We start from the raw sequence: 20,363 nt of genomic DNA on the forward strand, positions 1-20,363 counted from the left end.
TAAACGTCGCTGTAGTCACGATATCAGGTGCTTGCCGTTTGTAATAAAACAACAAGTTACTGCGTGGTGAGCGGCAGGATTGCACGATGCTCTTACAGCGTTAATTTGGTTCATGACAAAAACAATTGTGTTGTCCAAATGTCTTCCACCATTTGCACAACACAACTCATCCATGACGAAGCGGGCACAGTATACACTCTTAATATGATGGAATTTTGATCGCAGGCAATGGAAGGTGCCTTATTCCTATTAACATTTCAGAGTCAGCGCGTTTGGCTGGATTTACGACCCAGCTTCGGGGCCGTAAATTTACCACAAAATGTTAGCCAAATCACTAACTGACGACGGAGATTAAAAAAGCCTTGAAAGTGCGAAATAACGCCGCTTTCTGTGCATAAAGTCGCCGAAAGGACGGTTTTTTGTAAAAAAGAGAACTGAAATTAAATAACAGAATGAAAAAAAATTTCTGAAATTACTTCCATCTACCTTGAGGAAGTAGAGCTAGATCTAGGTTATTGATATTCGTCATGTGAATGGGTGGTAACTGTATTCATATTTGAGACAATAGGTGTCCACTTGCAACAGGGTTGAACGAGGCCAATGGCTAGCTGGCACAATAAAGCGACATCTTGGATTCATTGCTTTGCCGTCAGTTTCAGCCTTTTTCTCTCAACAATTTCTCTTGCTGATGCTCATCCGGAGACACTCGTCGTAACAAACTCCCATAGCTGGAAACCTTTCTCGTACGTCGATAAGGGCGTGCCAAGAGGCTTATTGGTTGATTTTTGGCGCCTTTATGGCAACGTCAATAACACCACCATTGAGTTCGTGCTTACTGATTGGAATGACTCCTTGCTCGCCATGAAAAACGGTGAGCGCATCGTGCATGCTGGCTTGGTGTATTCCTCTGAGCGCGATGTCTATCTTGACTACGTGGTGCCGATTTTCGAACTGTCTACTTCGCTTTATGTCTTAAACGATGAGGAGGGGCGTACCACAGAGCGTATCTTGCCGTGGATGGAAATTGGCGTCGTCAAAGGCGGGTATGAAGAAGAGTACATCAAAACCCACCACCCTTTAGCGGTCACCGTTCCCTACAAAAACAATGCGGCACTGATTGATGCTGCTTTGAATGGGAAGGTCAAACGCTTGGTGATCGATACCCAAGTCGCTAACTATTACTTTTCGATGCAAAGCGACCAGCACCTTTTTTTACCCATCAACAAGGTGTACACCAAAAGCATTTCTGTCGCAGTGCCTGACGGCAACTATGCCTTGCTACAAGAAATCAAAGCCGGAATTAAAAAAATTCCAGATGCTGAGATCCGGCGTATCGAACAAAAATGGCTGAACACCAGTACACGTGACACCTTGCCGTCTTGGTTGCTACCTACCTTTGTGGCTTTTTTGATGGGTATGTTTGCAAGCTATGTGTATTTATTAAAGCGCACGGTAAAGCGAAAAACGCAGGCTTTACGCATTGCTAATAAGCAGTTGGAAGAGTTTGCTTATACCGATTCTCTGACGGGATTGCTCAATCGTCGGGGGCTTGAGAAGGTCTATCACAGTGAAAAGGTCGAACAAATCATGCAAAGCGGTGCTTTACCGTTGTCATGATTGACGTTGACCATTTTAAGCGTATCAACGACAACTATGGGCACCTCAAAGGCGATACGGTATTGAGTACCATTGCGCAATCGCTGCGGGAAAACGTGCGTGAGGCGGTGGCGATTTCTCGCTTGGGCGGCGAGGAATTGTGCCTTTTCCTGTCGATTTGCAATGATGCCAAGCTAGAGCTGACCTGCGATTATATTCGAAGTTATTTGGTGCAAATGGCGTCAGAGCAGATATCGATTTGCACGTGACCGCGTCCATCGGTGCCATCATGGTGGATGAATATCTGCCGAACATGAGACTAGATGTGCTCATCCACTATGCGGATTCGCTGATGTATCAGGCGAAGCGGGCAGGGCGAAATAAAGCCGTTATTGCCCGCTATTCGAAGATCAGTGCCCGCCTAAGCAGCGAGCCAGCATTTTAAGAAATGGCTTTCGTATCCGCGATCATCTCGTCTTGCATCATCGCGGCTTCCGTCGCATTAAAAACCAATCGGTTTCTACCCGTGTTTTTGGCTTTATACAGTGACTCGTCCGCGCGAAGCGAGACAGATAGCAAAGGTTCGTCTTGCTTGATCTGCGTGGCACCAATCGACACCGTACATTTGATCGCGATAGGCTGACGTGAGGTGTGGCTAACGCGCACGATAAACCCTTCAATTTCTTGCCTTAGGGCTTCCAAACGCTCAATGGCTTGCTGTTCGTCATCGGCCATAAACAACAAGGCAAACTCTTCACCACCAAGGCGTGACGCGCATTCGCCCTGCTCGGAAAATGACTCAATCAGCTTTGCGACTTGTCTCAGCACCTGATCGCCTACTGGGTGACCCCAGCTGTCGTTAATGCGTTTGAAGTGGTCAATGTCGACCATCGCAAGGAAACGTCCAGGCGCGGGTGTGAGGTGCGCTTTTTCAAATTGCTTAGACAAGTAACGACGGTTGAAAAGGTTGGTGAGGTCGTCGCGGTTTGCCATGTCTCGCAGCGTGCGTTCACGTCGGATTTGATCCGTCACAACGCTGATAAAGGTGCACATGGCTTTTTGACCATACCAATCCACCACCTTGTCGGTGATTTCGGCAATCATTGGATTACCTTTCATATCGGTATGGTTGATCACTTCTGGTGGTGTTGCTTGACCCGTCTCAATGGCCTTTTGATAGCGTCGCTGCGCTTCAGGCCAATGCGCTTCTTCAAACAACACACGAATGCTTTCCAACTTTAATACGTCTTCGGCGGTTTCATGGCCGCTGAACCGTGCAAAGGCATTGTTCGCATATTGAGGAACAAAATTGATGTGTATAACACAGGGGTTGGGGTGGATATCTAAGATATCTTTAAAGTTGGGCATTATTGGATAACTGCTGACGACTGCTTATTGTTCATTATTTTTATCGCGACCATGTACAACTGATCGGTGTAATTACGTCCAACTTTTTAGTGCGAAAACCACATGGAAGCAATGCTTTTTACAAAATTTTAGGTAGAGATGCACAAAATAGTCGTGCTACTTCATGGAGTAAGCGCAATATCATCGTATAAAAGCGATCAAATCTCGCCGTATAAATCGCAAGCGAAAGGCTGGTGTGGCGGCTAATTTGGCGGATCTGATGCTAATAATCTCGGCTTAAATTCGAATAAATTATTTCGTGGTCAAATGTATTTACGTTAAAGGATTTTATTTGATGCGTGAATACAGCTTGGATGGCGTGAAAAATCGTGTGGGCAGGTCAACATGGCAAAAAAACTAGGCAACATCAGTGCAACGCACAGTTAATATGCGCTAAGAGTGCTTGGACGAAAGCAAAGACACGCAAGCAACTTGGTTACGCAGTTTAAGGTGATTGAGCGTTGCCTGTTTCTCTAACAGGGATTTAATCAAAGTTTCTAGCGTCGCCCAGTTATCAATCTTGGTTGTTCCTAATGTGAAAGACTTTCCCGTTAACTTGCCGTAGAGGCGGAGCTTGATGTCTTTTGTCAGATAATGGATCTCACACCGAATCGTTGGTGCGATAGGGTCAAGATCAAACGCTATGGCAGTCGTCGGCACGTCACTACGTGCTTGTCCCATGTTCACGCGCAGAACAACGGGTAACCCTTCGTCTGTGGTAAACATGTATATGGGCACTACGCGATTCACGTTCCCACTGGGTAACAGCTTTTGGAGATAGTCGAGTCTGTCTAACATCGCTGTGTAACCTCACTAAAAGTAAGACTAATTGCATCCTAGCCTACAGTTTGACTATAGCCATAAAACGGCTGTTTGAAATTTGAAGCGCCCGGAATGGGAGCTGTGAATCATTGTAAACAAGTACTGATAAGTGTGTGGTTGGATAGAAAAAGGCGCGATGTGCTGTTTACGCTTTCTTTCTCAAGCATCTCTCGACTTTCGCCGAGAGATGTTAGCACCAATGGTTTATTGGGCGGACGGTTGGTCAATTGTGAAGGTAAAGAACTGGCTTGTGCCATTGTCATTATCACTGACCACATAACCCGAGACCTGATTGCCCGTTTGCTCACCCACTGCGATAGATTCTGCTTTAGTGATTAGCGGTTGACCGCCACTTTCCATTCGCTGGCTGTATTGCGTCAGATCGATACTGGTTTGATTGTTCAATGCATCAATCGGTAACACGCCGACGAAACTGCCTTGAATCGCACCATCGTTGATGCTGCTTTGGTTATTCCCTTCAACAGACGCGGTGTAAATCAGGCTATTGCCGTCTTGCCAGTAATCCGCACCAGAGAAGCATGCCTGAACGCCATTGATGCTCGGCAGATCGGCGCGAACCACATGCAACGACGGAATGGTGGTCGCTTTACCTTGCAGGTAATTCAGCATGTCAGTGGTTTTCATCATAAAGACGGCGTTTTTTCCTTCGTTACCACGGTTGAAGATGTAAACTTCATCCGCCGTATTCGCCATGCCTTCAATGTTGATTTTTTCTTTATCTGTAAAGCCTGCCGCTTTGTGCAAATCACTGTAGAAGCTCGACAGTGACAGCTTGATGTTGTCTCCACCGTTGGCTGGAATGAGGTAGGCGTTTTCGCGCAGATCCTTTTTGCTGCCAGAGCCCACAACGAAGTAATAAGGCTGATCGTTGTAGTTGAGAAGCGTCATGGCCTCAAAGTCTGGTTTGATTTTGTGGTCAATCCGGTTGTCTTTATTGACCGGGTAGCTGTCGATAAGCGTGGTGCCATCAATGGCAAAGTCTTGGTTTACGTCGAACAGCCATGGCGAGTCGTCGCCGGAAACGATGATGTCGTCTTCATTTACGACCATCGCGGAACCTGATGGCAGATTTTGGTTAATGGTTGAGTCTGCAATCGCAACGTCAAACTGCTCGGGCTGAGCCGGTGTTTGTGAACAACCATTAACGAAAATCGCAACAGAAGCGAGAAGGCCGACAGTGGCACAATTTTTAGTTGTCGTTTTCATTTCAATTCCTACATTCGTGAAATGTCTGTGAGCGACTCGAATGTACACCCAGCGAGAGGGCTTGGAAGGGGTGAAAACTTAGATTGAGAGAACAGCTTTGCCTTAGATATCGAGGGTGTAGGTTTAATAGTTATCTAAAAACAGAACGTTAAAGGTACTTGGGCAGGATGTGGCTCTGTGACTAAAAATATAAGGTCAACGCTATCTTGCGTGTTCTTCAAGCATCACCTGCCTTTCAGTCGCGATGGAGTTGGGTTAATGTTTATCAAAGAGTAAAGCGTATTTTCTCTAGGCAGCCTGTGTCGGCGGAAAACATCAGCATGAGCTTATTGCCTTCAACAATAAACGTACTCCATGCTCCTACCATACCTAACAGCGGGATTTTCTGAGCGGGTTCTCCATCGATAGGGTGACCAAGCATTTCGGCTGCTTGTTCTCGATTAACCATGGTTGTTAAGCCATACATGAACAGGCCATTCGAGTCAGGTGACAGTGAAGCAAACTTGAGGGTATGCGAGGCCTTATCGAAGGTGAATGAAATATTCTTTGATGGTGATAGAATATGGAAATTCTTAGCATCCGTGGTTACTTGTTCAGGCACGTTCCCACCGATAGCTGATAAAAAAGTACTATCTTTCATTAGCTCTTCATATGTTTCACCAAGCATTTCGCTGTATTTGATGTCCATCAGTACGCTTCTATGAGAATCGAATGTTTGATTTAATGCCGTCAAGTTTTGTGTTCTTGTTGTTATCTTATACATGCAAAGCACGGAAGAGCGCTGTAGCACTATCAAATGGCTTGAATCGGGACTCAGCCTGCTTGTGAGGTTGGCTTCGGCGATAAAAGTGTGTGTCCCAGCTAGTGCAACGGGGTGTGACTCGTGTAGTTACGACCCTTTGCCTTGGATGGGGAAAAAGCTTTTAGCCTTGGGTTTCACAGATAAAGATGTCCTTTCCTTCACTGTTGAATGACTCTCCAACGATGCGCTCTATTTGTGCTAGTTGTTCATGGTTTACATCAGCACAGTCACCCTCTAAATGAAAACCAAATATTTTGTGAACGTCTTCAGGTGTGAGTGCGGTTAATGCGCATTCTTCGAGTAACTCTTCAGTCTTTTTGTCAAAAAATTCGAGTTCAAACATTCTACTTCTCTACCTTTCTTTTTGGGTCTTTGGGCTTGGTTTGCTCACCTGTATTATGATCAAATTCACCGATATGATTTCCATTTTTATCATAGACCTCAACTTTTCCGTGTTGCGAATCCCATTCGTAGATACGATTTTTGTCTTTCCAGCGAGCTCTCTTCTTTCCTCCACCTTGTACAGAGGTTTTAGGTTTTACTTTCACTGCATCGGGAAAAGCTGGCAAGGGCGGTGAGCCTTTGGGAGTCGGAACATAATTCAGGCCAGCAATGGGTTTACTAAACACCAAATACAACGGGTCGATACCGCTTCCCGCAGGAAACGTTACAATCAGCTCAATGTGCTCAGCTTCGGGGTTTGGGGAAACAAGCGTAGTGAGCTCTTGCCCATCCTCTTCTATGGGACGTACAAGAATATTGGTGATTTCTAGGCCACTGGTGTCTGGGTATTCAGTTCCCGGCGAGAAAACGTTATCGCTGTCATCTGGGTACCAAGTCAGTGTTAGGTCGTCATCAACCTTTGCTTCGAAATTCGCACCCACAGCGTCTGCAGATATCCGCCTAACAGTATCCCCATAAGGACTGCCTTCTCCCGTGTGAATACCAAGAACTTGAGGGTTGCCGTTCTCATCTTGGTAAAGTCGAAAGCGCACGCGCGTCGTGGCTTCGGGTAATTGTGCAAGTTCTTCTTCTGTATAAAGGGTGCCGTCGCCCAGCTGAGATGGCCAAAATACCAGTGCTAAAAAGTTAGCGCGAGAGGCTGCGCTTTTTACCATATCTCCCGCTAACGCCCAGTTAAGAGGCATTCTAGCCGTCGTACCCGCGACCTTGCCAAGTGGCAATTGACCGTTAGCAGTAACTGCTTTTGCCGGAACCATGGCCGCTACGACACCAAAATTCGAGGCTTTTATTTCTTCGTCACAGGCTTGTGAATCGCCATATGGTCGCGTACATGACTTGGCAAAGACTTTAGGACCTTGAGGTGCTCTTGAAAAACTGTCTGATATCGACGGAGGCTTGGGTTGGAAGAGCGGTTCTACAATCACGGGTTCCGGTGTGTATGCTGGCTCAGCAATGGCGGAAGACGCTTGTTGTTGAGTGGCATGAGGTGCACCCATTCGCCTTTTGGTCGGTAAAAAACGTTGTTTGGCGCCATTGAACGCTTGGTCTGTAACCGTAATTTGGTTGCTGGTATTGGCGATCAATTTGCCATCAGAATACTTAAAAAGTGGGGCAACGGGGTTGTCTGACACCACTACCCATTCTCCTCGATCAAGAGATGATTGCATGGATATGCCGCTCAATCCTGAAGGCAGCATCGCCAGCAAATCGGACTCACTATAACGGGAAAGACTTCCTTCAATTCGAACTGCTTCACTGGCTGAGAGGCTATCCAGCCTGACTATCTTTCCCATTTCCTTGAAAGACCTACAACAAACCACTCCTTAGATTCTGTAAGCAATTCACGTACCCTAAAAGAGGTGTCATAAATTCAATGGGTTGCAATGTTCATGGTGTTATCTGGGCGGATAGTTGCTTGGTTCCGAGCGGGTAATTGCCCACATTGGCGATTGCTTGCTATGTCAGCCTGTTGGAACAAGGTGAGGGTTGGGGTTTAGTCTAGTGTGAGTTTGATGGTAGGGAACTGATGTGATATGGAAACAAAAAGCCCGAACAGCGTTAACTGTTCGGGCTTTTCCAAATTTGGTGGCCCCTCCCAGACTTGAACTGGGGACCAATCGATTATGAGGGGGATTTTTCATTATTTTTCAATGAACAGTGATGAACGCGAGTGAATGAATTACATCACTAAAATCAGTATCTTGTCATGATTTGTGTGGTTTGCTGTTGTTCATCGAAATCCATGGGAATATGATTAATTTGCTACATATGTGCTACACAGCGAGCGCGGCAAGTTGCAGGGAAGCAAAAAATCATGCCTCTAAAAAAGAAAATCACCACCACCACGATCAAGCAACTTCGTGTTGAAGATAAGCGGATCAATGATACCGACATTCACGGTTTCCATGCGCGGATTTCTTCGGCGGGGCGCATTGTCTACTACCTCTATTATCGTTTCGATGGAAAACAGGTGAATTTCAAGCTGGGTTCAGCCAATGAGATAACGCCAGCACAAGCAAGAGATCTTGCCAAAGAAAAAGCAGGGCAAGTGGCAAAAGGCAATGACGTACACGAAGAGAAAAAACAGGTACGGCAGGAAAACCAACGCCGAAAGCACTTAAAGTTACCGGTTTACCTCGATGAACGTTATCTGCCCTTTTTGATGACGCGAAATCCTAAAACCGCCAATCGCATCGTTAATCACATAAAAAGCCGTTTTGCCTTTCTGATGGATAAGGAGCTGGATCAAATCACTCCGTGGGAAATTGAGAAATGGCGAAGTGAACAGCGAAAGAATGGGCGTACACCTTCAACCATCAATCACAGTGTAAACTCGCTAAAAGGTGCGCTATCACGAGCGGTTGAGTGGGGGCTGATTGATTCCCATGAAATGCATAAAGTGAAAACCATCAAAGCAGATAACATTCGCGTCCGTTATCTCAATGAAAGCGAAGAAAAGCGGTTACGCCATGCTATCAAGTTGCGTGATATGAACGCCCGCGCTGCTCGGCGTTCAGCCAACGAGCACAGAGAAATTCGAGGTTATGAGCAATTTCCAAGTTTGGACGATGTCACCTTCGTTGATTACGTAGAGCCGCTAATTCTCCTTGCCATGAATACAGGCTTACGCCGTGGTGAACTGTTAAGCCTTACTTGGTCTGATATTTATTTTACTGAGCGATACCTTCAAGTGCGTGGCGGGAATGCCAAATCAAAGCAAGGGCGAATCATCCCGCTCAACAATGAAGTCTACAACTCGCTTTTCAATTGGCGAGAGCAAAACCAGAAAGAGACTTATGTGTTTGAAGGGAAAATGGGCGTACCGCTCACTGAGGTGAAAAAGCGTGGGGCATGATAACAAAAATGGCAGAGATTGAAGGATTTAACTTTCACGACCTTCGCCACCACTTCGCCAGTAAGCTAGTGATGGCGGGGGCAGATCTGAACACAGTTAGAGAACTGCTAGGTCATGCCGACCTTAAGATGACGCTAAGGTATGCTCACTTAGCGCCAGAGCATAAGGCGGCAGCGGTTAGTTTGATAGGCTGAGACTATATAGAGCTAATTTAAGCTGCAACGTTGTGTATAGGCTCTCCAAAATGATTGTGTATCGATATTGAAGTAACAGCATTTTCTGTTGCCGTTTTTAAAACATTTAAAATGCTTTTTGGGTGAGTGGCAATTCTGGTTTTCTTAATGATATAACCATCCAGATTTTTCAAATGATACTTCTGAGAGTTCAAGTCTAAAGCATACGCAAAACTAGAATTCGGATGTTTATCCGGTGCTCTAAGTACAACAGCATACCTAATGTCGAGTTTGAAAAAGTCTTCCCTAGTAATTTCTGGTGTATGAACTTTGCAGAACGAATATAGAGTTGAGACAGCCTCATGAATTTTTAGTCTAATGTCATCCTTTTTCGATTTCCCCTCTTTAAACTCTATGAAATACAATTTTGAATTTGTATAGAAAAGAGAGTCAGGTGACTTTTCTTTATTGCAGCAGTCTGGGTGACAATTCTCAACTGTGTCAAAGTTAAATCCTTTAACATTCGATTCAACGAAGTTGGCGCTAGCATCACAATTAAAGCTTAGCTCAGTGATTGTTGCTAATGAGCTTGGATAAACTTCCAACAATTTTCTATAAATTTTTTCTTCATTAGAAATCATCATAAAGCTCTTCGTTGAGTTCAAATAAAGGTGAGGAAAGAGTTTCAACTGCTACTGAAATGTTATTTGTCACATCTGTCAATGTCGAAGATTCAGTGTGTTTTTTTGCGAGGTAAAAGTTATGGTAAAGGTCATCCTTTACACAAAAACCCTTCAATGCTTCAAGGATATAAGGGCTATGAGTGGTAACAATTATATTTGACCCTAATCGAATTAACTCGCAAATAGCTCGAGCATACTCTACTTGCCACTTTGGATGTAAGTTGATCTCTGGTTCGTCTAATATAAGTAAAGAACGAGGGCTGGCATGCCCAGATTGTACTAATATATCAAATATACCCAGAGATTTTATTCCAGAGGCGACATTACATGAGTTTACTTTGTAAGTGCCACGATCCAATAAAAACTCAGCAGAGTCTTTATCATAATAAAGCCTACCTTTGTAGGTATTACTTAGCTTATGGTTTACATGATGATAAGAGTCAAATAAGTTGTAAGTATATATAGATTCTTTTATTTTTGTGGAAAGATCTTTTATATGTAGTGGTACTGTGAATCCAGGATGATTGTTTGACTTATCAAATAAAGTTCTAGCCATGTCTGTAAAAGAATGGAACTGAATTATTGATGGCGTATCTACAAAAGTAGCATCATCAAAGCTTAGCTCATCAAAATAAGCGAAGTGGTTAACACCCTCTTTTGACCATTGAATGTCAATTAAAGGAGAAACACCATCTCTAATATATACTTGGCTGACATCAATACTAGCACTTCCTTTAGGGTATATTTCCCCTCTGAATTCAGAGTAAAAAGCCTTTTTTACAGCTTTTGAGATTGCGGTGAACCTGTCTTCTGTATCAAAGAGAGTATCCCTAATTTCCTGCATGTCATGGCGGAAATTATTATAGTCTGACTTTGATATTGAATTATCAATATAAAGCTTTTTTAATGCTTCTATTCGTTCATATATCGCAGCTTCTTGATACAGTCTGACTTGGTCGTGCAGTCTTCTAGGGTGAAATAACACTCTTAATTCGGCATTTTGATTGATGTTAAGTTTTTTTCGTAAAGTAAAGTAAATTCTCTCGGCTATCGAGATGATTTTATATTCTTTATCTTCTTGTAGATCATCCTCATAACGCGAGATTGCTTTTACAAGAGAGAAAAGTATTTTCCCTACTGTACTCTTGCCAGTATCATTCTCACCAGCAATCACAGTTAGCCCACCAATTTTGACATCAGCCTCAGAAATTGTGCCAAAATTTCTAATCGAAATATCCATCGCTGCTCATTTTTTTGCTCTTTGATTGCTAATCACTATACTACATATCTGGCTGAATATAATACAGAATATTGATCTGCAGGTGTGCTACGTAGCATAGGAATAGGTGAAAGATGTCCTTTACGCTGCTAGTTCGCTCTGTCCTGTTGTGTCTATCTTCTATCTTCTATCTTCTGACGAATGTAGTGGTCAGCTGTTCGGCTTACAAACCTAAAGACCTTTCGACTTCTTAATTTTATACAACCATTGAACATTGACTTTGCGTGACTTGGAGAGAATACGAGTCAGATCGCGTGCTGTGACGTTACGTCGCTATCAACTTGCCTTAATCTAACCGGATGTAAAGTCGGTTTGGAAGGCGGCTCCTTAACCGAACCAACAAGAGTATTAAACCGGTCAACTTCGATTAGATTGACCTTTAGGCCTCCTCTTACGGTCAAAAAAAAATCGTTCGGCTTCTTAACCGACGAGGCCGGATAAACACTAGGACTCTAACCGAAACGGGTAGGCCTAAAGGTCTAACACTGTCGGCCTCTAGGCCTAAAGGCCAAAATGGAGCAAGGATGCAAAAAAGACGTTTCTATCGATTAGATGAAATCAGCGATGTAAGCACTGTTACTAAAGGGGATTTGCTCGAAGCAATAGATAATGACAAATTATCGTTGTGCGCATTGATTGAAGGAAAGAGTCTTGGTTATTTCCATATGTCAAATGTGCTTGCTAATGTTTTTGATTACAAAGGCGTGGTTAGGCTATCTCTTGAGGTTACTAAAAAACTACTGACTGAGGGGAAGGCGGATACCAATATTGTATCCATTCTTGAACCAGAAAAAATCGAGAACTGGAGACGGGTTGAAGTAGCTTATCCTGATGTAAGCACTGAGCGTTTCGAGCAGGTATTGGCTTTCACTCCACCGGAGACTCCTATTCGGGCTTATGCCTCTATTCAACAGATTGATGATTGGAGGGGGCATTTCAAAAACACTTTACGAAGGAAAATGCTGACTCAGGAAAGGGACACGAGGTTTTTTCTGCATTTTTTGACGATGTTAATAAAAAACGCCAAGTGATAGCCGCAAGAACTATTGAACTGAAGCAGCATCAATTACGTTTCGATTTAGATGCAATACAACGAATTTTTGATGCGGAATTCGTCGATAGAAAAAGTATATCTGCCTTAGTATCCATTGGAGATGAGTCTTTTGAACATCCAATATATGAAATGATTCGTCTCGTTCTTTTAACTGCTCCAGACTCCAAACCGAGACAAATTTGGAATGCCATTAAAACGGACTTTATCTCTGGTGGCCGAGTTTTAGATACAGCAGGTTTAGTTTCAAGTATGGATAGCGATAGTTTGGATTGGCTTAGTTCAGGTGTTAGAGACAGTATGACATTTGATTCATTCCGAGTGGCTACCTCAAAAATCCGCTCGGGAAAAATAAAAGGCAAAAAAGTGTAGCGAGTTCCGTAGCGAGGCATTTTGCGGATTTAACGTGTTCCTCAGTAATCAACGAGGAACACTACAGTGCATATTCAAAACGCGAATAAACGCGCATACACAGAGCAAGAAACTTCCGCCTATATCGCATGAGCCGTTCCTTTCTTCGTCAATCACGCATGGAAGGGCATCGCCTAAACCGAACTGAAGCACCACCATTTATCAAAATCGGTCGTGCTGTTCGTTATCTAAAAGAAGACCTCGACCAATGGCTTGATAGCCATCAAAAGCTAACTCACCTCGTCTGTGATGGAGGTGAGCATGCCTAACCCTACTAAGCCAAAGCTAAATAAACACCTTCGGGACATCATCCTAGCCCTTCAGGAAGGGCATTGGTTCGAGCTATGTAACTCTCCAAAACCGTCAATTCATGGTCGTTACGCCAGCTCTGAGGGATTTGGTATTAGAGTGATGCACCGAACAATTATCAAGCTGCAACGTGAAGGGATTTTGACTAGCAGAAAGGTTTTTTATTACGGCATTTCATGGCTTCGCTATGAACTCACCGAAGCAGGGAGGGCGTTAGATGTTAGCCATTCCTGAAAGCGAACTGGCGAAAATTGATTGGGATGACAGGGCGTTCGTAAAAGAGCGCCTTTCCTTATTGCCCGCCAAAGCACAGAAGATTCTATTCGCTCGTTACAAGGCAATCTCAAACAAGCAGGTTAAAAACACAGACCTACGTGAATTAGTTGATAGCCTAAAGGCAAAGCTTACCGTTTCCCCTGAAATGCTTAGTCTCAGCATGTCAGAAGATGAGCTTCGTGAAGAAGCCGAAAATCTGGTTGATGCTGCGTTGTCGATTCGTCGAGCCTTGATGGGCAACGAGGAAGAAACGCTTTCATCACTGACCGCACTTTGCCTCAGCTATGGAATCACGCCACCAGAAGAGAAGAAATACACGCTTGAAGGACGTTTACGGCGCTGTCGGATAAGTCTTGGTGGCTGCGTAAACTTCGCAAGGCATTGTGAGCAAACATAGAAACCACTATGCGCCACTTTGGGGAAGTGAATCGCTGTAAAGCTATCTATTGTTCGGACGAGACACTTACCGCCAGGGCTGCACAGAAATTCCATCAAACGGAATATCTTTCAAAGACTGTCATGACCAACCAACACGGCCAAAGCTTTAGCCTGTTGGAGCTTTCACAAAAGGGCGTATCAGACCCGAAAATCCGCAAAACCGAGTTGATGGTTCGTGCGCGTGGTTTCGAAGACCTCGCCAACGAGCTAGGCCATGTTGCTACCTTCCTCACCATCACTTGCCCATCAAAGTATCACCGCAGCTATGCGAAGACGGGAGACGATAACCCTAAATGGCAAGGCTACACGCCAGCAGAAGCCCAAACCTATCTGAACGAGAATTGGAAACTGGTTCGCGCCAAGTTGCAGCGTGAAGATGTACGCTTCTATGGTTTTCGCGTCGTAGAGCCACAACATGACGGCACACCGCATTGGCACTTACTGCTGTTTGTTGAACCTCGCCACTATGACACCTTGATAAACATCATGCGTGATTACGCAATGCGTCAAGATGGCGACGAGAACAGCGCAGATCAACACCGTTTCACCGAAGTGAGGATTGACCCTAATAAATGTTAAGCAACGGGTTATATCGCTAAATACATCTCTAAAAACATTGATGGTGAGAACCTTGAAGCGGGTGTTTACGGTGAAGACCCAAAATGCGCAGCAGCAAGGGTGGATGCGTGGGCGGCCTGTTGGAGCATTCGCCAGTTCCAGCAACTTGGCGGCTGTTCGGTGACTGTTTGGCGAGAATTACGCCGTTTAAAGGCCATCATGGGCGAAAGCAAGTTGGTAGCAGAAATCCATGAGGCAGCGGATAAAGGTTGTTGGAAGACCTTCACAGACCTAATGGGGGGTGTGTTCTGTAAGCGCACTGAACAGGCTATCGCGCCGCATTATGAGTTAGCCGTTGATACGGCAACAGGCGTTGTGAAAACTTCGATGTATAGCGAAGAGGAGCTTTTGAAGGTACTGAAAGGCATCTCAACGGGTGGCAAAACTATCATCACCCGAACCAACGAGTGGCATCTGTCCTAGGGACAGATGCGCTTTTACTTGGAGTTCTGTGAATAACTGTATTTTAGGCGTTTAATCAAAAAGCCCAAAAGGTATTTGGTAAACCGAAGCAATAGCATAACAACTGAGATGATGTACTTTAGAGTGTTTACCGAACATGACAGAATTAGCTTTATTACTCTCCGCTTTTCTTTACCTTCTCTTTTGTCCATTTCGATTACTTTTGTTGTCGTATTGGCAATCTTTGCGCCAATGAAAACGGCGAATGCTAAGAGGTACATCCATCTGTAGTGCTTTGAGATAGATACTGCTGCTAGTTTGTCGCTGAGTTTTTCCTGTTTGTATCTTGATTGGACAAGAGTCGGTATTAGACATTCAGATGCCAATGCTACTGGTCTTATCAAAACCTCTTTTATTGGAGTCTTGCTAGCTTCAGGGTACGCGTTGCAGTAGGTTGTTGGAGTTAGAATGCAATGGGCGGTCAAGGTAGCTATGCTTTGATTTTCTGTATGAGAACATAATAGGTCGTTGTATTGCTGCACTTCTATTCTGATTTGTTGTTTGATCTCATCTGAATTTGGGAGGTGTTTTACTCGGTACAATTCTTCTGTACTCTTTGGCCCGAAACTAGCAAACAAACTCGGTGTAGCGAGCCCGATATAGTTGTAGAGTGTGTTTTGAACTCTGGCAGACCACTTACACGACTCTATGTGTTCAAGGTTATTTGACTCGCAGTATTGGTCATAGGCTTTTAGTTGTATTAGAAAGAAGCTGCTTAAATCTTTGGATATTTGCCTCTCCTGATTGAGTTTAGCTGAGTCTGTGTTTACTCCAGTGTCATAAATGAAAATGACACCTGCGACTAGTGCTGCAGCATACCAAGCATGATCAAATAAGCCTTTAAACTTTTCACCTAAGCAAAAAGTGTCGTTAAGAACTACAAAAATCGACCATCCGCTTAAGCAAGCAAGTATAGCGAGAGCCAGATATCCATTGATATCACCCAATGAGCCTGTACCCATTAAATTATAGCTTTCAGGTGTGTAGTTAATGTTGGGCCACAGTCCCCACACATTCATTAGACCTGGCAGCACGATAACACCTACTGCTATCCATACCCCTTTTACTCGACCCAAAGCATATCCAGCCAAGAGAGTCATCAGCACTAAGAATAGGAAATAGATTGATAAGAGTATAAAGACTGCGAAGTTAGCTTGGGCAGGCGACCAATAGCTGCCTACTATACTTCCGTCTTCGGCGTACTCTAGAAAGTTTGTTGACACTAGTCCAAGTGCATCGAGGGTTTGAAGAACGTTGTAAGCTGCACCATATAGGAATGCAATATATGGCTTTAGTAGTTCGAACACTTTTTCTTCCCTTGATATTCAATATGTTACCTACGAATAGTTTTTTATACAGCAATGTCTAGTTCAAGGCGAGCAGGAAAAGTGGAGGGTGAATTTGCTATAACAGTGCTATAACGGGGCAAAAAAGCAAAAGGCCTGAGTGGTTATTAACCTCTCAGGCCTTTAAATTTGGTGGCCCCTCCCAGACTTGAACTGGGGACCAATCGATTATGAGTCGACTGCTCTAACCACTGAGCTAAGGGGCCGTGTAGGCGAACGATTATAGGGGATGGGGGCTAGGGTGTCTAGCCACAAGCGGCCTATGTTCGGTATGGTTTTTAAGCACTTAAACAAGAAAAAAGGCGAGCATGTGCTCGCCTTCTCATTTTTCGCTTAAATCGCGTCTGGATTACTCGTCCAGGAAGCTGCGCAGTACTTCTGAGCGGCTTGGGTGACGCAGCTTACGCAGTGCTTTCGCTTCGATCTGACGGATACGTTCACGCGTTACGTCAAACTGCTTGCCGACTTCTTCCAGCGTGTGGTCGGTGTTCATGTCGATACCGAAACGCATACGCAGAACTTTTGCCTCACGCGGTGTCAGACCAGCAAGTACTTCGCTGGTTGCCATGCGCAGGTTGTTCATGGTCGCTGAATCCATTGGCAGTTCGAGGGTGGTATCCTCGATAAAGTCGCCAGATGTGAATCTTCATCGTCACCGATTGGGGTTTCCATGGAGATTGGCTCTTTGGCGATCTTCAGCACTTTGCGGATCTTGTCTTCTGGCATTTGCATGCGCTCTGCCAGTTCTTCTGGCAGTGGCTCACGACCCATCTCCTGAAGCATCTGACGAGAGATACGGTTCAGTTTGTTGATGGTTTCAATCATGTGAACAGGGATACGGATAGTACGCGCCTGGTCTGCGATTGAACGGGTGATTGCCTGACGGATCCACCATGTTGCGTAAGTCGAGAACTTGTAACCGCGGCGGTATTCGAACTTGTCTACCGCTTTCATTAGGCCGATGTTACCTTCTTGGATCAGATCCAGGAATTGCAGGCCACGGTTGGTGTATTTCTTCGCGATAGAAATAACCAGACGCAAGTTCGCTTCAACCATCTCTTTCTTCGCACGGCGTGCTTTCGCTTCACCGATAGACATGCGACGGCTGATGTCTTTGATGCGTTCTACGTTCAGGCCGGTCTCGTCTTCAACGATTTTCAGCTTCTGAATACAACGACGCAGATCTTCTTCATACTGCTTCAGACGGTCTACATATGGCTTTTCAGTTGCCAGTGCAGCGTCCAGCCAGTTGTCAGAAGATTCGTTGCCGCTAAACAGTTGAACGAAGGTTTTCTTCGGCATCTTCGCTTGGTCAACACACAGGCGCATAACGATACGCTCTTGTGTACGTACGCGATCCATTGTTTCGCGCATTTCGTTAACCAGGCGGTCAAATTGTTTTGGTACAAGACGGAATTGCTTGAACACTTCTGACAGCTCAGCGATCGCCGTGTGCGTGTCATCGTGGAAGCGGCCGTGCTTGTTGATAGCAGCTTGCATCACTTCGTAAGACTGACGAAGTTCAGTGAACTTTTCACGCGCTAGCTCAGGGTCGATGCCTGCATCTTCTTCTGAACTATCTTCGTCGTCATCGCTGTCATCGTCGCCGTCATCGTCTTCATCATCCAACTGTTCTTCAGTCAGTTCTGAGCCGATGTGCGTCGCGGTAGGTGCGATGTCTTCTTGGCTTGGGTCTACGAAGCCAGAAATGATGTCAGTCAGACGAAGCTCTTCAGCTTCGACTTTGTCGAATTGGTCAAGCAGGTAAGAAATAGAGCCTGGGTATTCGGCTACAGAGATCTGTACTTGGTTAATACCATCTTCGATACGTTTGGCGATGTCTATTTCGCCTTCACGGGTAAGCAGTTCTACAGTACCCATTTCACGCATGTACATGCGGACTGGGTCAGTGGTGCGACCTATTTCAGATTCTACGCTGGACAGTGCTGCCGCTGCAGCTTCGACGGCATCTTCGTCGGCTACAGTTTCAGACATCATCAGCTCATCGGCATCAGGAGCAGTTTCCACTACCTGAATACCCATGTCGTTGATCATCTGAATAATGTCTTCTATCTGATCAGAATCGACGATGTCTTCTGGTAGGTGGTCATTTACTTCTGCATAGGTTAGATAGCCTTGTTCCTTACCTTTTGCGACAAGCAACTTTAGCTGTGACTGCGGATTTTGATCCATAGACGATATCCAACTTCGGGTCTGAGTGAAGAATTTAGTATGCGGAAACGCAAACTGCCAATTTTATCAAATCACAAGTGTGCTGGCTAGTTTCTATTCGGGCCGGTTGAGGATTAACAACTGCAATTCCCGCTTCTCTTCGACTGATAAGCCGACGGTATTTGATTTAGCTTGCAACTTGGCTATTTGTTGTTGGACACACTGAGCCAGAATCTTGTCCAGTGAGTCTAAAAATACATCTAAAGCATTGTCGTCCGTGATGGGAAGTTCCCAGCTAGCTAGTTTAGCTAACAATGCTTCTTGTTCAGTGCCTCGCCAATGTTCGAGCAGCTGTCCTGTCGTAATATTGGGACGATGTCGACAAAGTTCAAGCATGGTAGTGAACAAACTTAAACCCGGCATAGCAACTTCTTGCAGCCCTTCGAGCGGTGGCACGGATTCGACGTAACCCGGATTCTGCAAAAGCAGGGTGATGACTTCACGCATTGGGGTGCGTTTCATTTCCGGCAGCGGCTTGCGCGTTTGCGTCTGCCCGTGCTCGCTGATGAGCTTGGACAGCTGCGCTTCGTCCGGCAGGCCGAGCTTTTGTCCGAGCATGTTGCGCAGGTATTGGCGCAAGGTGCCACCCGGCACTTTGTCAATCAAAGGCACGGCCAGTGTGGTTAACTTGGCTTTGCCTTCGCGGCTGCTGGTGTCGACTTGTTCCATCAGGTTGGAGAACAAAAACTCTGACAGTGACATGGCATTGCCCATGCGCTGCTCAAAGCCTTCTTTGCCTTCCTGACGCACGATGGAATCTGGGTCTTCGCCGTCTGGCAGGAACATGAATTTAAGCTGTCTGCCGTCAACGAGGTGAGGCAGGGCTTGTTCCATGGCGCGCCATGCTGCGTCGCGACCTGCGCGGTCACCGTCGTAACAGCACACCACGTTAGATGTTTGGCGGAACAGGGTTTGAATGTGCTCAGCCGTGGTCGATGTACCCAGCGAGGCGACGGCGTAATCAACGTCAAACTGCGCGAGGGCAACCACGTCCATGTAACCTTCTACAACCAAAAGCTGTTGTGGTTCACGGTGCGCTTGCAGCACTTCATAAAGGCCGTAAAGCTCACGGCCTTTGTGGAATATAGGCGTCTCTGGGGAGTTCAGGTACTTAGGTGTGCCTTCGCCAATTACGCGGCCACCAAACCCTATGACTCGTCCACGACGATCACGAATGGGGAACATAACGCGACCACGGAAGCGGTCGTAGCGGCGTCCGTTGTCGTTTTCGATCAGCATGCCGGCAGACACCAGTGCTTGCTGGCTGGCATTGTCTTGACCGAAGCGCGAGCGCACTTGATCCCATTCGTCAGCGACGTAACCAATCCCGAATTTTTGTACGATCTCGCCAGACAGTCCGCGACCTTTGAGGTAATCAATGGCATGTTGGCCAGCGGTGTTACGCAGGCTGCTTTGGTAGAACTTGGCGATTTGTCCCATCATCTGGTAGAGGTCGCGCTTTTGATCACTTCGAGCGTAAGGGCCTTTCGGACCATTGCCGTCATTTTCACGCGGAACATCTAAGCCAAGTTGGGACGCCAGCTCTTCAATGGCTTCGACAAACTCTAAACGGTCAAACTCCATGACGAAGTCGATGGCGTTACCGTGCACACCACAACCGAAGCAGTGGTAGAACTGTTTGTCTGGGCTGACAGAGAAAGACGGGGTTTTTTCGTTATGGAAGGGGCAGCAAGCACCGTAGTTTTTGCCTTGCTTCTTGAGTTTTACCCTCGCGTCGATCAACTCGACTATGTCCAGTCGGGCCAGAAGATCGTCAATGAATGCGCGTGGGATTTTTCCTGCCATAAACCTATATACGTAAGCTATTTAGAGAAGAGATTAGTCTCAGTATTTGCTACTGAGCGAATACGAACAAGCCGCGCACTCCAAAAATGGATAGCACGGCTTGTTT

21 protein-coding genes, 1 tRNA gene and 2 pseudogenes are annotated in these 20,363 nt (G+C 45.5%); 12 read left to right on the forward strand and 12 right to left on the reverse strand.

Annotated features, from left to right (window positions below):
* The first annotated feature begins 600 nt into the window (after window positions 1-600).
* The 3 genes from ATN88_RS25675 to ATN88_RS28435 are packed head-to-tail and all read left to right on the forward strand — an operon-like array spanning window position 601 to window position 2,041.
* Window positions 601-1,617 carry a transporter substrate-binding domain-containing diguanylate cyclase gene (locus tag ATN88_RS25675; protein WP_157490783.1) on the forward strand — a complete coding sequence of 339 codons (1,017 nt, stop codon included), beginning with the start codon at window positions 601-603 and terminating at the stop codon, window positions 1,615-1,617.
* Window positions 1,614-1,865, forward strand: a complete 252-nt coding sequence (locus ATN88_RS28430) for a GGDEF domain-containing protein (RefSeq protein WP_067419548.1) — start codon at window positions 1,614-1,616, stop codon at window positions 1,863-1,865. The genes ATN88_RS25675 and ATN88_RS28430 overlap by 4 nt, the downstream gene beginning before the upstream one ends.
* Window positions 1,862-2,041, forward strand: coding sequence for a nucleotidyl cyclase domain-containing protein (locus tag ATN88_RS28435; RefSeq protein WP_067419549.1), 180 nt, complete (start codon window positions 1,862-1,864; stop codon window positions 2,039-2,041). The genes ATN88_RS28430 and ATN88_RS28435 overlap by 4 nt, the downstream gene beginning before the upstream one ends.
* On the opposite strand, the gene ATN88_RS20955 is transcribed toward ATN88_RS28435, so the two are convergent.
* The 6 genes from ATN88_RS20955 to ATN88_RS20980 all read right to left on the reverse strand — a co-directional run bounded on the left by ATN88_RS20955 (window position 2,038) and on the right by ATN88_RS20980 (window position 7,611).
* Window positions 2,038-2,964 (reverse strand): GGDEF domain-containing protein, encoded by a 927-nt coding sequence (locus ATN88_RS20955; RefSeq protein ID WP_067419550.1) that lies wholly within the window; start codon window positions 2,962-2,964, stop codon window positions 2,038-2,040. The two genes, ATN88_RS28435 and ATN88_RS20955, sit on opposite strands and share 4 nt — an antisense overlap.
* Before the next feature lie 432 nt (window positions 2,965-3,396).
* Window positions 3,397-3,801 (reverse strand): hypothetical protein, encoded by a 405-nt coding sequence (locus tag ATN88_RS20960; RefSeq protein ID WP_232313457.1) that lies wholly within the window; start codon window positions 3,799-3,801, stop codon window positions 3,397-3,399.
* 228 nt (window positions 3,802-4,029) lie between these two features.
* On the reverse strand, window positions 4,030-5,052 hold the full coding sequence (locus ATN88_RS20965; RefSeq protein WP_067419551.1) for a DUF6929 family protein: 1,023 nt from the start codon (window positions 5,050-5,052) through the stop codon (window positions 4,030-4,032).
* A 265-nt stretch (window positions 5,053-5,317) separates the two neighbouring features.
* Window positions 5,318-5,740 (reverse strand): hypothetical protein, encoded by a 423-nt coding sequence (locus tag ATN88_RS20970; RefSeq protein ID WP_067419552.1) that lies wholly within the window; start codon window positions 5,738-5,740, stop codon window positions 5,318-5,320.
* A 235-nt stretch (window positions 5,741-5,975) separates the two neighbouring features.
* On the reverse strand, window positions 5,976-6,197 hold the full coding sequence (locus ATN88_RS20975) for a DUF7683 domain-containing protein (protein WP_067419553.1): 222 nt from the start codon (window positions 6,195-6,197) through the stop codon (window positions 5,976-5,978).
* A gap of 1 nt (window position 6,198) precedes the next feature.
* Window positions 6,199-7,611: a colicin E3/pyocin S6 family cytotoxin gene (locus ATN88_RS20980; RefSeq protein WP_083539553.1), complete on the reverse strand. Its 1,413-nt coding sequence runs from the start codon at window positions 7,609-7,611 to the stop codon at window positions 6,199-6,201.
* Between the two features lie 521 nt (window positions 7,612-8,132).
* Between ATN88_RS20980 and ATN88_RS20985 the strand changes: the two genes are divergently transcribed.
* Window positions 8,133-9,173, forward strand: a complete 1,041-nt coding sequence (locus ATN88_RS20985; RefSeq protein WP_269748224.1) for an integrase arm-type DNA-binding domain-containing protein — start codon at window positions 8,133-8,135, stop codon at window positions 9,171-9,173.
* Between the two features lie 8 nt (window positions 9,174-9,181).
* Window positions 9,182-9,367 carry a tyrosine-type recombinase/integrase gene (locus ATN88_RS28440; protein ID WP_269748225.1) on the forward strand — a complete coding sequence of 62 codons (186 nt, stop codon included), beginning with the start codon at window positions 9,182-9,184 and terminating at the stop codon, window positions 9,365-9,367.
* Between the two features lie 17 nt (window positions 9,368-9,384).
* Here the strand turns inward: ATN88_RS28440 and ATN88_RS20990 are convergent, their stop codons facing one another.
* Both ATN88_RS20990 and ATN88_RS20995 read right to left on the reverse strand, forming a co-directional pair.
* Window positions 9,385-9,990 (reverse strand): hypothetical protein, encoded by a 606-nt coding sequence (locus tag ATN88_RS20990; protein WP_067419554.1) that lies wholly within the window; start codon window positions 9,988-9,990, stop codon window positions 9,385-9,387.
* Window positions 9,977-11,269 (reverse strand): AAA family ATPase, encoded by a 1,293-nt coding sequence (locus tag ATN88_RS20995; protein ID WP_067419555.1) that lies wholly within the window; start codon window positions 11,267-11,269, stop codon window positions 9,977-9,979. The genes ATN88_RS20990 and ATN88_RS20995 overlap by 14 nt, the downstream gene beginning before the upstream one ends.
* Window positions 11,270-11,832: 563 nt before the next feature.
* Between ATN88_RS20995 and ATN88_RS21000 the strand changes: the two genes are divergently transcribed.
* From ATN88_RS21000 to ATN88_RS27845, 7 genes and pseudogenes are all read left to right on the forward strand, one after another.
* Window positions 11,833-12,339, forward strand: coding sequence for a hypothetical protein (locus tag ATN88_RS21000; protein WP_067419556.1), 507 nt, complete (start codon window positions 11,833-11,835; stop codon window positions 12,337-12,339).
* Window positions 12,336-12,731, forward strand: coding sequence for a hypothetical protein (locus ATN88_RS21005; RefSeq protein ID WP_067419557.1), 396 nt, complete (start codon window positions 12,336-12,338; stop codon window positions 12,729-12,731). The genes ATN88_RS21000 and ATN88_RS21005 overlap by 4 nt, the downstream gene beginning before the upstream one ends.
* Window positions 12,732-12,797: 66 nt before the next feature.
* A pseudogene (locus tag ATN88_RS21010) lies at window positions 12,798-13,039 on the forward strand (helix-turn-helix transcriptional regulator).
* Entirely contained in the window at window positions 13,032-13,313 is a 282-nt protein-coding gene (locus ATN88_RS21015) for a hypothetical protein (protein WP_067419558.1), read from the forward strand. Before ATN88_RS21010 ends, ATN88_RS21015 begins: the two are co-directional and overlap by 8 nt.
* The gene (locus ATN88_RS27835; protein ID WP_232313458.1) at window positions 13,297-13,752 is read left to right on the forward strand and encodes a hypothetical protein; all 456 of its coding nucleotides are present in this window, start codon (window positions 13,297-13,299) and stop codon (window positions 13,750-13,752) included. The genes ATN88_RS21015 and ATN88_RS27835 overlap by 17 nt, the downstream gene beginning before the upstream one ends.
* An 8-nt stretch (window positions 13,753-13,760) precedes the next feature.
* The gene (locus ATN88_RS27840; RefSeq protein WP_232313459.1) at window positions 13,761-14,372 is read left to right on the forward strand and encodes a replication endonuclease; all 612 of its coding nucleotides are present in this window, start codon (window positions 13,761-13,763) and stop codon (window positions 14,370-14,372) included.
* Window positions 14,373-14,471: 99 nt separating this feature from the next.
* Entirely contained in the window at window positions 14,472-14,834 is a 363-nt protein-coding gene (locus tag ATN88_RS27845; RefSeq protein ID WP_232313460.1) for a hypothetical protein, read from the forward strand.
* Window positions 14,835-14,848: 14 nt separating this feature from the next.
* Here the strand turns inward: ATN88_RS27845 and ATN88_RS21025 are convergent, their stop codons facing one another.
* The 4 genes and pseudogenes from ATN88_RS21025 to dnaG all read right to left on the reverse strand — a co-directional run bounded on the left by ATN88_RS21025 (window position 14,849) and on the right by dnaG (window position 20,257).
* Window positions 14,849-16,180: a hypothetical protein gene (locus tag ATN88_RS21025; protein WP_067419559.1), complete on the reverse strand. Its 1,332-nt coding sequence runs from the start codon at window positions 16,178-16,180 to the stop codon at window positions 14,849-14,851.
* Window positions 16,181-16,349: 169 nt separating this feature from the next.
* A tRNA-Ile gene (locus ATN88_RS21030) sits at window positions 16,350-16,425 on the reverse strand.
* 143 nt (window positions 16,426-16,568) lie between these two features.
* Window positions 16,569-18,412 (reverse strand): annotated as a pseudogene (gene rpoD / locus ATN88_RS21035) (RNA polymerase sigma factor RpoD).
* 93 nt (window positions 18,413-18,505) lie between these two features.
* Window positions 18,506-20,257: a DNA primase gene (gene dnaG / locus ATN88_RS21040; protein WP_067419560.1), complete on the reverse strand. Its 1,752-nt coding sequence runs from the start codon at window positions 20,255-20,257 to the stop codon at window positions 18,506-18,508.
* Window positions 20,258-20,363: the final 106 nt, after the last annotated feature.

Origin of the sequence: Enterovibrio coralii, assembly GCF_001559595.1 — a bacterium.
Classification (GTDB): Bacteria; Pseudomonadota; Gammaproteobacteria; order Enterobacterales; family Vibrionaceae; genus Enterovibrio; species Enterovibrio coralii.

Coding starts and splice junctions, on each gene's coding strand:
- ATN88_RS20960 (WP_232313457.1), bottom strand. CDS start 3,801: ATGTTAGACAGACTCGACTATCTCCAAAAGCTGTTACCCAGTGGGAAC.
- ATN88_RS21000 (WP_067419556.1), top strand. CDS start 11,833: ATGCAAAAAAGACGTTTCTATCGATTAGATGAAATCAGCGATGTAAGC.
- ATN88_RS20985 (WP_269748224.1), top strand. CDS start 8,133: ATGCCTCTAAAAAAGAAAATCACCACCACCACGATCAAGCAACTTCGT.
- ATN88_RS20995 (WP_067419555.1), bottom strand. CDS start 11,269: ATGGATATTTCGATTAGAAATTTTGGCACAATTTCTGAGGCTGATGTC.
- ATN88_RS20955 (WP_067419550.1), bottom strand. CDS start 2,964: ATGCCCAACTTTAAAGATATCTTAGATATCCACCCCAACCCCTGTGTT.
- dnaG (WP_067419560.1), bottom strand. CDS start 20,257: ATGGCAGGAAAAATCCCACGCGCATTCATTGACGATCTTCTGGCCCGA.
- ATN88_RS20980 (WP_083539553.1), bottom strand. CDS start 7,611: ATGGGAAAGATAGTCAGGCTGGATAGCCTCTCAGCCAGTGAAGCAGTT.
- ATN88_RS28440 (WP_269748225.1), top strand. CDS start 9,182: ATGGCAGAGATTGAAGGATTTAACTTTCACGACCTTCGCCACCACTTC.
- ATN88_RS20975 (WP_067419553.1), bottom strand. CDS start 6,197: ATGTTTGAACTCGAATTTTTTGACAAAAAGACTGAAGAGTTACTCGAA.
- ATN88_RS20990 (WP_067419554.1), bottom strand. CDS start 9,990: ATGATGATTTCTAATGAAGAAAAAATTTATAGAAAATTGTTGGAAGTT.
- ATN88_RS20970 (WP_067419552.1), bottom strand. CDS start 5,740: ATGGACATCAAATACAGCGAAATGCTTGGTGAAACATATGAAGAGCTA.
- ATN88_RS28430 (WP_067419548.1), top strand. CDS start 1,614: ATGATTGACGTTGACCATTTTAAGCGTATCAACGACAACTATGGGCAC.
- ATN88_RS20965 (WP_067419551.1), bottom strand. CDS start 5,052: ATGAAAACGACAACTAAAAATTGTGCCACTGTCGGCCTTCTCGCTTCT.
- ATN88_RS21015 (WP_067419558.1), top strand. CDS start 13,032: ATGCCTAACCCTACTAAGCCAAAGCTAAATAAACACCTTCGGGACATC.
- ATN88_RS25675 (WP_157490783.1), top strand. CDS start 601: ATGGCTAGCTGGCACAATAAAGCGACATCTTGGATTCATTGCTTTGCC.
- ATN88_RS27835 (WP_232313458.1), top strand. CDS start 13,297: ATGTTAGCCATTCCTGAAAGCGAACTGGCGAAAATTGATTGGGATGAC.
- ATN88_RS27840 (WP_232313459.1), top strand. CDS start 13,761: ATGCGCCACTTTGGGGAAGTGAATCGCTGTAAAGCTATCTATTGTTCG.